Source organism: Sediminitomix flava (genome assembly GCF_003149185.1).
GTDB classification, from domain to species: domain Bacteria; phylum Bacteroidota; class Bacteroidia; order Cytophagales; family Flammeovirgaceae; genus Sediminitomix; species Sediminitomix flava.
Genome location: NZ_QGDO01000001.1, coordinates 73,849 through 86,200 on the forward strand (window position 1 = coordinate 73,849; position 12,352 = coordinate 86,200).

Annotated in this window: 13 protein-coding genes; 3 read left to right on the plus strand and 10 right to left on the minus strand. The window is 34.5% G+C overall.

The window, feature by feature from the left end:
- Nucleotides 1–193: 193 nt before the first annotated feature.
- From BC781_RS00295 to BC781_RS00325, 7 genes are all read right to left on the minus strand, one after another.
- Complete coding sequence (locus BC781_RS00295) at nt 194–1,927, minus strand: tetratricopeptide repeat protein (RefSeq protein ID WP_109615254.1); 1,734 nt, start codon at nt 1,925–1,927, stop codon at nt 194–196.
- Nucleotides 1,928–2,098: 171 nt separating this feature from the next.
- The gene (locus BC781_RS00300) at nt 2,099–2,578 is read right to left on the minus strand and encodes an FUSC family protein (RefSeq protein ID WP_109615255.1); all 480 of its coding nucleotides are present in this window, start codon (nt 2,576–2,578) and stop codon (nt 2,099–2,101) included.
- 387 nt (nt 2,579–2,965) lie between these two features.
- On the minus strand, nt 2,966–4,510 hold the full coding sequence (locus BC781_RS00305; protein WP_109615256.1) for a Dabb family protein: 1,545 nt from the start codon (nt 4,508–4,510) through the stop codon (nt 2,966–2,968).
- A gap of 26 nt (nt 4,511–4,536) precedes the next feature.
- The gene (locus tag BC781_RS00310; protein WP_109615257.1) at nt 4,537–5,025 is read right to left on the minus strand and encodes a GlcG/HbpS family heme-binding protein; all 489 of its coding nucleotides are present in this window, start codon (nt 5,023–5,025) and stop codon (nt 4,537–4,539) included.
- Entirely contained in the window at nt 5,022–5,714 is a 693-nt protein-coding gene (locus tag BC781_RS00315; protein WP_317047218.1) for a type 1 glutamine amidotransferase domain-containing protein, read from the minus strand. The genes BC781_RS00310 and BC781_RS00315 overlap by 4 nt, the downstream gene beginning before the upstream one ends.
- Before the next feature lie 82 nt (nt 5,715–5,796).
- The gene (locus BC781_RS00320) at nt 5,797–6,375 is read right to left on the minus strand and encodes a Crp/Fnr family transcriptional regulator (protein ID WP_109615258.1); all 579 of its coding nucleotides are present in this window, start codon (nt 6,373–6,375) and stop codon (nt 5,797–5,799) included.
- A 90-nt stretch (nt 6,376–6,465) separates the two neighbouring features.
- A complete protein-coding gene (locus BC781_RS00325; protein WP_109615259.1) occupies nt 6,466–7,023 on the minus strand; it encodes a hypothetical protein in 558 nt (185 codons plus the stop codon).
- Between the two features lie 270 nt (nt 7,024–7,293).
- On the opposite strand from BC781_RS00325, the gene BC781_RS00330 reads away from it, so the two are divergent.
- From BC781_RS00330 to BC781_RS00340, 3 genes are all read left to right on the plus strand, one after another.
- A complete protein-coding gene (locus tag BC781_RS00330; RefSeq protein ID WP_109616548.1) occupies nt 7,294–7,755 on the plus strand; it encodes a RidA family protein in 462 nt (153 codons plus the stop codon).
- Between the two features lie 47 nt (nt 7,756–7,802).
- Complete coding sequence (locus BC781_RS00335; protein WP_109615260.1) at nt 7,803–8,351, plus strand: NADAR family protein; 549 nt, start codon at nt 7,803–7,805, stop codon at nt 8,349–8,351.
- 62 nt (nt 8,352–8,413) lie between these two features.
- Nucleotides 8,414–9,652 carry an NADase-type glycan-binding domain-containing protein gene (locus tag BC781_RS00340; protein WP_109615261.1) on the plus strand — a complete coding sequence of 413 codons (1,239 nt, stop codon included), beginning with the start codon at nt 8,414–8,416 and terminating at the stop codon, nt 9,650–9,652.
- A 128-nt stretch (nt 9,653–9,780) separates the two neighbouring features.
- Here the strand turns inward: BC781_RS00340 and BC781_RS00345 are convergent, their stop codons facing one another.
- The 3 genes from BC781_RS00345 to BC781_RS00355 are packed head-to-tail and all read right to left on the minus strand — an operon-like array spanning nt 9,781 to nt 12,106.
- The gene (locus BC781_RS00345) at nt 9,781–10,287 is read right to left on the minus strand and encodes a hypothetical protein (RefSeq protein WP_109615262.1); all 507 of its coding nucleotides are present in this window, start codon (nt 10,285–10,287) and stop codon (nt 9,781–9,783) included.
- Nucleotides 10,288–10,309: 22 nt separating this feature from the next.
- Nucleotides 10,310–11,137: a helix-turn-helix domain-containing protein gene (locus BC781_RS00350; RefSeq protein ID WP_109615263.1), complete on the minus strand. Its 828-nt coding sequence runs from the start codon at nt 11,135–11,137 to the stop codon at nt 10,310–10,312.
- 12 nt (nt 11,138–11,149) lie between these two features.
- The gene (locus tag BC781_RS00355) at nt 11,150–12,106 is read right to left on the minus strand and encodes an SDR family oxidoreductase (RefSeq protein WP_109615264.1); all 957 of its coding nucleotides are present in this window, start codon (nt 12,104–12,106) and stop codon (nt 11,150–11,152) included.
- Between the last annotated feature and the right edge of the window lie 246 nt (nt 12,107–12,352).

The window sequence follows — 12,352 nt, forward strand, 5'->3', positions numbered from 1 at the left end:
GTCTCAAAAAAAATTGATAAAGCAAGCTTACTGGTTTTTCACCAATTCATCTCTAAATAGTACACCAACAAATCTCCACGATGGTCACAACATTTACCCAACAGCAACTACTACATTGGCACTACAAAAAATCTCAAAACCCTGATTTTAAACACTTAAAGATTAAAAATTCACAAACATTTTAAAATGCTATTTACTCTTGTGAAAGAAGGTTTTTGAAAAATGTTTGATAGTCGGTATCCGTATTTGTAAGTCCCAATTTCTTCCTCAATCGGAATCTCGCAACTTCAATTGATTTTGTACTTTGGTGGGTTATACTAGAAATATCTTTTGTGCTCAAGTTCAAATATAGGTATGCACAAAGCTTCTTTTCATTAGGCGTTAGTTTCGGATAATGGGTATTTAATTGATCATAAAAATCCTGATTAACCTGTTCAAAACGTACTTCCAATTCTTTCCATACATCTCCTTGTTTGTCATTCTGTAAATTGAAAACAATTGATCTTAAAGCCTTTTTGGTTTTAGCATCAACTTGGTCGTACAAAGCTACTATATTTTCTGAAACCGAGTTAATTAATTCATACTTCTGCATCAGGTGCATAATATTCGTTGTCAACTCCCGATCTCTGAAGGAAATATCCGCTTGAAGTTTTTCATTAATTACCTTAATCTTTTCTTGCTCAGATTGTGTCAACTCAACCTCTGTTTGATACTGTATTGTTTTTGCTTTCTGGTGCTTAAGGTTTAATCTGTAGTACCTAAAAATAAGATAACAGACTATCAAGATTAAGCTCATCAAGACGCTTAGTCCTATTATAACATATTGCTGATTTTGTTTTTCATCAATAAGTTCTTGTCGAGCCAATTCCAATTCGTGCTGCTCTTCAAATCTTTCCAACTGTATTTCATAGGTTTCAGAAAGCAGTAAATCTGAATATTCCTTATACTTCTTTAAGTAAAAAATAGCATTTTCAAATTCTTTTACTTCTTCATAATAGACATACAAATTATTGTATGTGTCTTTCATGTGAGTCGGTGAATTAAGTTCTTCAGCCTTTTCCAAAGCTACTTCATAAATTGGTAAGGCTATATCAAAATCACCTTTCAGTCGATGAATATTACCGAGAATATTCAATGAATTTACTACACCACCCCTATCATTTGTTTTCTGCTTAATATCATAAGCCTCTTCAATGGAATTTAGAGCATCATCCAATCTCCCCAATTTTAGATACTGGATCGCCATATTGTGCAAGACTTTACCTCTAAGATTATCTTGAACACCTCCTTTACAATAATTTAATGCTGTGTATAAGGATTGAATTGCCTTTTGAGGGTTATCGGTGTTGTCATATAAGGCTCCTAAATTCAAATATATATGAGGTAAATACTTCTCTGAGAAAGTATCATCCATTTTTTCCAGCTCCTTTATAAGTCTGAGAAACTCTTTTTCCGACTTTTCAAACTGCTTTTCTCTTTGCCCTAATAAGGCTAGATTGATTTGTGTTCTAATCCTAAGCTTCGAGGCTCCTAACTCTGTAAATATTTTCTCTGCTTGTAAATACGATTCTTTCGCATTAATTAAAAAGCCTTTGGTCAGATAAACATTCCCCCTGTTTTTATAGAATTCTCCGAGCAATTCAGAATTGGGTTCTTGGCTCAATAATAAAATCCCTTCCTCTAAGTAATTCAATGACATGTCAAGGTCAGACTTGAAATAAACTTGCGAAAGTTCATATAATAGTTTGGCTCGATCTTCTATTTCAACAGTCTTAGATAGTTCATGCTTCAAACTGTCTAAAGAATTAGCCCATAGCGGTGATGATACTATGATATATAGAAGTAAAGTTTGTATAGATCTCAAGATAGTCGTGTGATTTTGTTGCTTAAGTAAAAATGGTAAAAAAATCTTGTGAGTAGCTGCCATATTCACTCTGTTAAAGAAAAGACAACTTTTTTAACAATTAAAAAAGGTAAAAAATATTGATATAATTAAATATTAAATAATAATATTTAATGAAAAGTGAGATTAGCACGAATATTCCTCGCTAGAAAGCAAATTGTACATGATGTTATTCTCAATACAACAATCCACACTTTAGGCTTTAGAATGCTTAAAATATTTCATAGAAAAGAATGATATACCGTAAGCAATTAAACATCCTAAAAGAACATTACCTAAACGCCACACGGCAACTTCTAAGACTTGAGCTCGTTCGTAGTTGGCCATAAAAATTGTCATAGAAGTCAGTGTTGCTGCATAGGGATATTTTTTACTTGCATTATAAATTCCTAAAACAAAGCCTGTACAAATAACGATGTAATAAAATTGAACTGAATGCAGTTTATAAAGAATAAAATATCCTACTAAAGAAACTAGACCACCTATCGATGTCCCAATTGCTCTGTGTCTTGCCTTTTTAAATGCTTTCTCAACATCATCTGCTGGTGCTAAAATGACAATAATAGTAATATACATCCAGCCTTCATGGTCCAATTGTAAAAAGGTCTGAAATAAATGGGCTATGGAAAGACCAATCACAACATTTAAAGTACGTACAAAATCTTCCCACTTCATATTTTCAAAGGTGTTAGCTTCTATTTTAATAAATGAGTATTCAAACTCATTTCTTCTACTAATTACTATTTATAGTTATCACCAGATATATTATCAAACCAATAAATGCTACACATTCATTCATTGTAGAATTAAATATCAAATTATTGCTCTTATTTTTTTACGTCTTAGCCATTACCTGTTTCTTTCTAGTACCATTATCTGCATAGACGAAATTATTAAGAAGTAAAAATATTCATGATAGTTTATAAACTTGTCACATTTATACTCATACTGCTAATGATAACTCGATGATAAAACAAAGAGCGTAAAGTCAAGAAAATCATTCTGACTTTACGCTCTCATACACCCACAATAACTGATCGTTGTTTTAATTGAATACCCTCATCAAGGAGTTTGTAAACTTGTATTTAGAGTCCAATAATCCATTACAAAAACGTCATCTAATAATGGTCCTACTTTTTGTACAAGAGCCAAATGAGCCTTGTGGAAAAGGTAGATTTCTCTGCCATGCGCATTATTAAATGTCAAAGTAAAACAGTATTGGAAACCTTTGCTATGCCCTTCTGTACTGTTGTTTAAGCCCCATTCCATATGAGCAATTTCTGGAATCTGATTTTTTAGGTTCGAGAATCGAGCTACGGCTTCATCGATCTTGTTTTGGCTAACGTCAGCCTTGAATTTAAGATTGACAACATGTCTCAAGACTTTACCTTTTGTGCTAGGGCTGTTGAGAGCGACTTTATAACTCACCAACTGTTTTAGGTCAAAACGAACTGCTCCTGCAATGAAAAGTAATTCATCTTTTACTTTCAAGGCATTCAAACCGTAATAGATAGGAAAACCCGTTTTTAGAGAAGACAGAGGTGATAGTACTCCCTCTTTATTCAGTTTACAAAGCTGAATGCTTTCGTCATCTCTTGTTCCTACCGCTACAATTGCTTCTTCATCATTGGTCTTCAGAATTTCGATTCTTGTTTGACCCGAAAGCAATGTTGTTTCGTCATCGATTAGGGTAGAATGAGGAAGAAGTTCACCTCTCTTATTTACCTTGAAAACACTCACCGCATCTCCGTGATAAACGAAATCTTTCTTCTTGATGAAGTTGATTCTTTTGTAGTATTTGTGGTGTCTGTGTCCTACCACTACATAGTGGTTGTCTCCTAAAGTAACACCTGTAACAGGATACGTACCTGTCAAGAAACGGTCTGTTGTATTATCACTGATATTTGTGATGTTTTTGAAACGACCGCTTTCATAAACTCTAAAACCACTTAGACCATTGTCTTGAAAACCTCCTGTGTACAGATAAGTCTTTCCATTGATTTTATGTACATACATCCCAATGATACCATCCGTGTGAATTTTATCATTGTCTTTTTGGGATTGTACATGTGTTAGAGAACCGTTAGACTGAATTTTGAAACAGCTTAAACCCGGTGTTTTTTCCAAACCACCGACAAAAAGGTAAGCCGCATTTTTCATTTTGATTACCTGTAGCGTAATGACTGTTCCGATATACGTTTCGTCAGTATCGTTTAGAATAAAGACTCTTTCTAGTGAGCCATTTTCTAGTATTTTGAATACTTCTACTGCATTTGCTCCTTTATTTCCCACAAAAAGGTAATCAGTTCCACTGATTTGAGAAGCTACCAATCCTCTCGCTGGACCTTTACCAATAGCAAGTTCATGTCTGCTGATCGCAGAAAGTGCTCCGTTTTGATCAAGGGAAAAAACGTCTATATTTCCACCATCTCCTCCAGAATAGACATAGTGAGAATTTCCTTTCTCATAACTAGTGACACTAACAGTGTTGTTTGCTGTACCTTTAAAATCTTGTCGGTTAAGCGTTGCTTCTTCAGTAGTTTGAGCAAAACTGATCGAAGATAAAAAGAGTATGCTAACGAGCAGGATACTTTTAATGCTGTTCATATAAAAAGTAAGTTAAAGTTTTGGGATTACTCAATAGCTGCTAATGCCCCAGTAGTAGCTATTTCGTGATCTTGTTCGATAGTGCCTCCACTGACGCCAATTGCTCCTATGATTTCTCCATCATCATTTTTAATTGGTACACCACCAGGGAAACTGATTAAGCCATCATTAGATACTTCAATATTATAAATAATTCCACCGGGTTGAGTAAGTTTCCCAAGATCTCCTGTGGCAATATTGAAATACCTTGCAGTTTTCGCTTTTTTGACTGCTACATCTATACTTCCTAAATAGGATTCATCCATACGCAAAAAAGCTTTCAAGTTCGCTCCAGCATCCACTACGGCAATATTGACCAATACATTGTCTTTCTCCGCTTTTTCTTTGGCTGCCAACATCACTTTTAGAGCATCTTCTTGCGTAATGTTGTAAGTCACTTGAGCATGAGCCAATGTGCATATCGATGAGAGGATAAATATAAGGATAAAACCTTTTATATGTTGAAAGGACTTCATGACTCAGAATTTAGTTGTTTTAGTAGTAACTCAGCGACAAGAATAGATGAGGCAGGATTTTGCCCTGTGATTAAGTGACCATCTTCTATAGCATAAGATGCCCAATCCTCTGCATTCGAGAAGATTCCGCCTTTATTTTTCAATTCATCTTCTACCAAAAATGGAACGATACCGTCTAATTCAATCGCTTTTTCTTCGCTATTGGTAAAAGAGGTTAATTTTTTTCCTTTTACAAGCGGTTCACCCGAAGCTAAAACAGCATCTTTCAATACGACAGGAGCATGACAAACGGCAGCCACAGGCTTATTTTGCGTATAAAATTGCTCTATAAGCCCCACAGAAGTTTTGTTCTCGGCTAAATCCCAAAGTGGACCGTGACCTCCTGGGTAAAAGATAGCATCAAAGTCATTTGGGTTGACTGTGCTTATTTCTGAAGTATTAGAAAGTTTGACTTGTAATTCTTTGTCATTGTTGAATCTGACAGTTGAAGGAGTTTGAGAACCCTCATCATCACTTTTCGGATCGATAGGAGGCTGTCCACCTTTTGGAGAACTTAAAGTAACGTCAACATTATTGTCAGTAAGGTAATAATAAGGAGCTGCAAACTCCTCTATCCAAAAACCTGTTTTTTCACCTGTGTCTCCCAAACGGTCGTGGCTTGTGAGAATAAATAATACTTTCTTCATCATTTACATTTGTTTGAAGACAAAATTAGTGCTCCAAATCAAAAGAATGGTTGAACTAGTTCAACACTAGAAAAGAAAGTAATGCTTATTTTTGGGGTTGCTTTTTCAGTTTGCTTAGGAATTCATAGGTAATGCCTAAGTAGCTTGCAATCTGCCTATCGGTGAGTTTGGATGAGATATTGGGGTAATCTCCGATAAATTGATGGTATCGCTCTTTGGCTGTAAGGCAATTGCTATTGATCAAACGTCTTTGCCAAGCTACAAGTGCTTTTTGAGACATAACTCTGAACAACTTTTCTACTGCAGGGAGTGATTCATACAAAGCGAGTTTATCAGACCTTTTGATTAAAAGTACTTCACTATCTTCTATGGCTTGGATATTTAGGTTTGAGGGACTCTGATTCATAAAGCTATCAATATCCATCAACCACCAATCTTTTACGGCAAAGTATAAAGTAATTTCATTACCCTTTTTGTCAAGAGTAAAGACTCGAAAACAACCATCCAAAACAAAGCCTTCAAACTTGCAAAGTTCTCCTTGTTCTAAAACGAACTCCTTTTTATTTATAGTTTTAGGCTGAAAATACTGGCAGAATTCGTCTAATTCATCCTTTGAGAATTGTACATTTCGCTGTATGTTTTCTTTTAGTAATTGGTGTGTCATGAGTGTGAAGTCAATGATTGGATGATCTGCTAGCGTTCAGTTTTGAGACTACCTCAAAAATTAGTTGATCAATTAGAATCTGGGCTATAACTATTCTAAAATATCATGTTGTTTTTGGTATCGGACATACTCATGTTTTGTAATACCATCTCCTTCATCTTCAAATCGGATGAGATCAATCCAAGGACCTCTATAATTCTTTTGTAGGAAATTCGGAACGATAATATTTAGAGTCTCCATTGCTACACCACTTGCCGTAAAGGACTGCGCCCAACTGTGCTTAAAAAAATCGTCAAAGTTATCAGGTTCAATCAGTTCAATATTCAGACATTTTGCTCCATTTTCTAATACCTCAATCTCAACGCCAAGCTTTAAGCCCTTCATCTTTTTAGAAACATGCTCTGCTATTTCTTTTGCTATTTCAATGAGTGGAGTGCCTTTTTTCACTCTAAGAAAATCATCTACCACACTCGTAATGATAAAATCACCTTGCACATAGTTTAAGCCATACAAAGGTAAAATGTATTCGCTGTTTCCTTTGTCTACAAATTCATAGCTTACAATTTCAGGCTTTTGCCCAAAAGAAAAGTATGGTAAAAAGTAAATGAAAACACTAAAAAAGAGTTTGAATAAAAAGTTTACGTTCATCGGTTTAATTGAATGGTTAGTTTATATAGGGAATATCAATTTTTAGAAACTCAAATCTATCGAATCAATTGGACTTTTAATAGTTATTGATTTGGTTCTTTAATACTTACTCCTTCTCTTCTTTGAAATAGAATTCTTTGTTTTCTCATAAAAAATATAGTTTAACCAAAACCTATTAACGATCTTTATTAAAGTAGAAGTTTTGAAATATAAAAATCTACTTAAAACCCAATTATCAAAACCATTCCACAGATCAATAAAATGGAGAAAATGACATTCAAAAAAAATCTAGAGAAGTATGGATATACATTACCCAATACATCTAAACCAGGTGGTAGTTATAAATCCGTAAATATCAGAGATCATATTGCATACATCGCAATTCAATTCCCTATTTGGAATGAAGAATTTAAATTTCAAGGGAGATTAGGGAATGAAATATCCACGGAAGAAGGATACAAAGCGATGGAAATCTGTGCTTTGAATGTTTTAGCTCAAATAGAGGAAAAGGTTGGCATTGATAATATTGTTGGATTGAATCACATCGATGCCTACTTCCAATCAAGTGAAAATTGGGATGACTCACCTATTGTTGTTAATGGAGCCTCTGACCTTTTTGTAAAAGTACTAGAGCAAAAAGGAGAACATTCAAGAGCCATATTTGGCGTTTATAAACTTCCACGGAACTTTAGTGTCGGGCTAACGGCTACTTTTACGATCAAGAAATATTAAAAAAACTTACTAATTTTACTATATAACTCACAAACAATTAAATAAAATTGAAATATAATATTGAGACGATTCAACAAGAGTTTGAATCTGGGAAAAGGAATAAATTCCTTTTCTTTTGGGGACACCGAAAATCAAAAAACGGAGAAATTGGACAAAGCTGTTTAAGCCAATGGTGGAGTTCTGAATTTGAAGTTGATGGTATTAAATACTTTTCTGCCGAGCATTATATGATGGCCGAAAAAGCTAAACTTTTTAATGACCAAGTTAATTTAGAGAACATCATAAATTCAAAATCGCCTGCTCAAGCCAAGCAATTCGGAAGGGAAGTCAGAGGCTTTATAGAAGAAGTTTGGTTGAAACACAGGTATCAAATTGTCGTACGAGGAAATTTGGCAAAATTTGGTCAAAATCTAGAATTAAAAAACTTCCTAATCTCAACTAAAAAAAGGGTATTAGTAGAAGCAAGTCCTGTTGATGCTATTTGGGGTATTGGTCTTTCCAAAGATAGTAAAGTGATCGAAAACCCGCTGAAATGGAGAGGCTTGAACTTATTGGGTTTTGCTTTAATGGAAGTAAGAGATGAATTTTTAAAATAAAGATATCTTGAATGTAATCTGATACCTTTTTTCAAATCACAAACAATAATTTATTTTTTCAGATGAGACAAATTACTTTTTTAATTTTTATCACACTGTTTTCATGTAAGATATATGGACAGGATATCAAGAATATCCATCCTACTTATGTTCATGCTCTAGATTTTTCAGCATCTGAAAAAGCGAAATGGAAACAAAGAGATACGCTACTTGACCAATTATCTTCAGGGGAAAAGAAATGGAGTGATATGACTCCTCAAGAGCAAGAAATCATGCAAAGGTTTGGAGAGATATATGAAGATATATGGGACATTGTAGGAGGAGCATGTAGTTGGTATTGTGGAGGAGGTCCGAAAGAAGTTACCGCTAGCAGTTATTTAAAATCTCAAGGATCGAATAGCTATGCCCCCAAAAATGCTCATGATTTGAGTTATAAAACTGCTTGGGTAGAGGGTGTAAGTGGATATGGAATAGGTGAAAGCTTGACCTATACATTTTCAGCTATATCACCAAGAATTACAGAAATCATTGTCGTTAATGGATATGTGAAAAGTGAAGCAGCCTACAAAAATAACTCAAGAGTAAAAAAACTAAAGCTATACATCAATGATAAACCACATGCCATTTTGCATCTAAAAGATGAAATAGCAAATCAAGGATTTAAGTTTGAGCCAATAGGTGTTAGTGAAAGAGATGACTTTGAACTTCTAAAAACAAAAGCAGATTGGACGCTAAAGTTTGAAATTCTAGAAGTATATAAAGGCTTAAAATATGATGATGTAGTTATTTCTGAAATTTATTTTGATGGTCTTGATGTGCATTGCTTTGCAGCAGGAACTAAAATTCAACTAGCTAACAGTTCTGTCAAAAACATTGAAGAGATTGAAAATGGTGATATGATTGCCTACATGGATTTTAAGACTAAGACCTTAAAATCTGCAAAAGTTGAGAAAACAGAAAAAGTAAGACACCATAATTTGGTGAAATACCAATTTGAAAGTGGGCAATCAATTATAGCTACTCAAGATCACCCTTTCAAATTAGAGGAAAAAGGTTGGGCTTCTTTAAAACCAAGTAAGTCGAAACAATACAAAGGTTTTGAAAACATAGCTAAGATTAAAGTTGGGGACACTTTTATAACAGCCGAAGGTACTGAAAAACTAACTTCAATTGATTTAATCAAAGAAGAACAAGTTACCTACACAATTTCCAAACTAAGTTCGGGAGATAATTTTATTGCAAATGGGTTTATAGTAGGCGTAGAAGAATTGAAGAATTTTAATTTACAGCTTTCTAAGTAAGAACGATAGAGTCAAATGAGCTAGTATTATTAAACTCATTTGACTCTTTAGTTCTTTAAAATGGTTGATAACAACCTACAAAATTCTAACATTTCGATTTTCGCTACTTTATTTCGATTTTCGCTACTTTATTTCGATTTTTCGATTAGAAGTAGTTGTTTATGATAATCATTAATTCTTGCATTGGCATTTATATCTACTAACAAAATAACGGACATCATAGCGATAGTCGTGATCCCAATTGCTCTCCACATCGGTTGTTCCATAAAGAAAATTAGCATCGCTGCAACTGCAATGATACATGGTATAACTTTAAGAACTCCATTTTGAAACTCTTTTACCGTTTTGTCAGCTCTGGTAATTTCTGATTCCAAAAATGCAGCTGTATCTTTTTCATACTCCTTCGGAAAACTATTCAGTCTGTACATATTATTTCCTACCAATCCAATTCCGATAATTAAGAGTAAAATACCAGCAACTATTGTTGGAGTAACAAATGCTTTTGCCATTTCAGTTTTACCTAAATGCCAAAACCCTGCACTTCCCAATAAAAACAAGATTCCAAAAACAATGAAAAAACTTGTCGAAAAAACTTCGGCTTTTGCCCAATCTGTGGCAGTTTTTAATATATCCATATCAATTAATTTATAATTCGATTTATCCTCTTAGTTGTTGATTACTATTTAAGCTGCTTGGACTATAGCCAAAAGCTTTTTTGAAAGCAAACGAGAAATGTGAGAGGTTTTCAAAGCCTACTGAAAGATACACATCAGAAGTCTTCTGCTTTTCTACATTGAGTTTATGATGTGCCAAATCCAATCTCTTTTCAGTCAACCACTTTCCTGGGGTATTCTGAAATATTTTCTTAAAATCTGATTTGAAAGTCGTTAAGCTTCTCCCTGTTAAAAATGCGAACCTCTCCAAAGGAAGATTATACATATAATGCTCTTCCATATAGGCTTCAAGATCGACTTTCCCAATTTCACTAAACGTACCAAGTATCTTACTAGCCCTTTTATCTACGGTATCAATAATGGTGAGTGCTTCCGTAATTTTAATTGGAACAAGAGCTTCTGGAAGTTCATCTTCCATATCAAAGTAAGGCAATAAGGTTCCAAAGAAGCTTTCTAGCAAAGGATGTGGGTTTATGGGTCTTTGCTTTGAAATATTTTCAATCCAATCCTCTGATACAGGTTTATTCAAATAAAAGTCTCTAAGATTTTCATCTGTCAAGAATAAAGATACGCATTTAAATGGTTTCCCATCTGCAGGCTTTTTAAGACTTCTTGTCAACTGATTTTTGGGTATCAGCACTGTATCTCCAGGAACGAAAGTCAGTGTATTTTTTCCGTAGGTCAGAATTAACTCCCCCGAATAAATAAACACAATGATGTGTTGTGGTGAAATGGTCTCCCATGTGTATTCTTTATCTGTTGTTCCTGATAAAAATACTTTGCCCTTACTTGATGCTTTTGGATGCTCCATTTGTTAAAGATATTACAATTGAAACGTTTGTCCTGTTGCTTGCTCAGAAACTGACCACAATTTTGTAGCGATGGTTTTATCTTGAGCAAACGATTCTAATTTACATTCTCCTACTGGTCCTGTCCATTGCATTCTACCTGTAGGACCATAATAAGCCTTCTGATTCATGTTTACTTCATTTTCTGTAGCACACATGATCTCAGGATAAGCTCCTTTTTCTGCAGATTGAACTAATGGAGTCAAAGACATTAAACCAAAAATAATTCGATCTCTTAAACCTCCACTATTTTCAATAAGCGAAGTAGCTGAAGCTCCTGGGTGACATACATAGACTTTTACGTTCTTTTGAGCTGCTGTAATCCTGTCTTGTAATTCATAGGCAAACATGATTTGAGCCAATTTACTATGACAGTAAGTATGATTCGGATGATAGTTTTTATCCCAATTCATATCATCAAACTGAATCGTCTTCAAGCCCATTTTATACCCTTCACTTCCTACAACTACAATCCTTCCTTTCGTTTGGTCTATCTTTGAGAATAAAAGGTTAATCAATAAAAAGTGTCCATAATGATTCACCCCGAGCTGACTCTCGAAGCCATCTACTGTAAACTTTTGCTTGGGAACTTGAGCAATAGCTGCATTGCAGATCAGTGCATCAATCTGAGGAATCGTATCATTCACTTCTTTTGCTGCACTTCGTACAGAATCAAGTGAAGCTAAATCCATTTTGATAAACGAAACTTTTGCCTCATTGCCAAATTCTTCTTTCAATTCAGCTATTGCTGCATTCGACTTTTCTGCATTTCGGTTCAGCATCACAACCTCTGCTCCCTTTGTCAACAAAATTCGAGCAGCTTCAAAACCTGCTCCAGTATTCGCACCTGTGATTAGATAAGTCTTTCCTTCAAGTGATTCGATTCTTTCTAGAGTCCAGCCTTTTTTACCAAATGTGTTGTTCATGTTCATTTCTCAAAGTCTTTATTTAAAATACATTTATCTTGATTTCGGTGTTACAAAGGTCTTGAGAAATCGGGAGACTGAGTTTGTTTAAAAGTCGTTTATTGTTTGTTCAAAAGTTTGAATAAATCTACTTACATAGATTAACACCTATGCTTTGTCCTTCCCAAAAAATGATACTTCAAACTATTCGTGAAGTGAAAAAGGGTAAAACGCCTATCTTCTCATTTGAAGGCTATAATCTACTTACTTCCA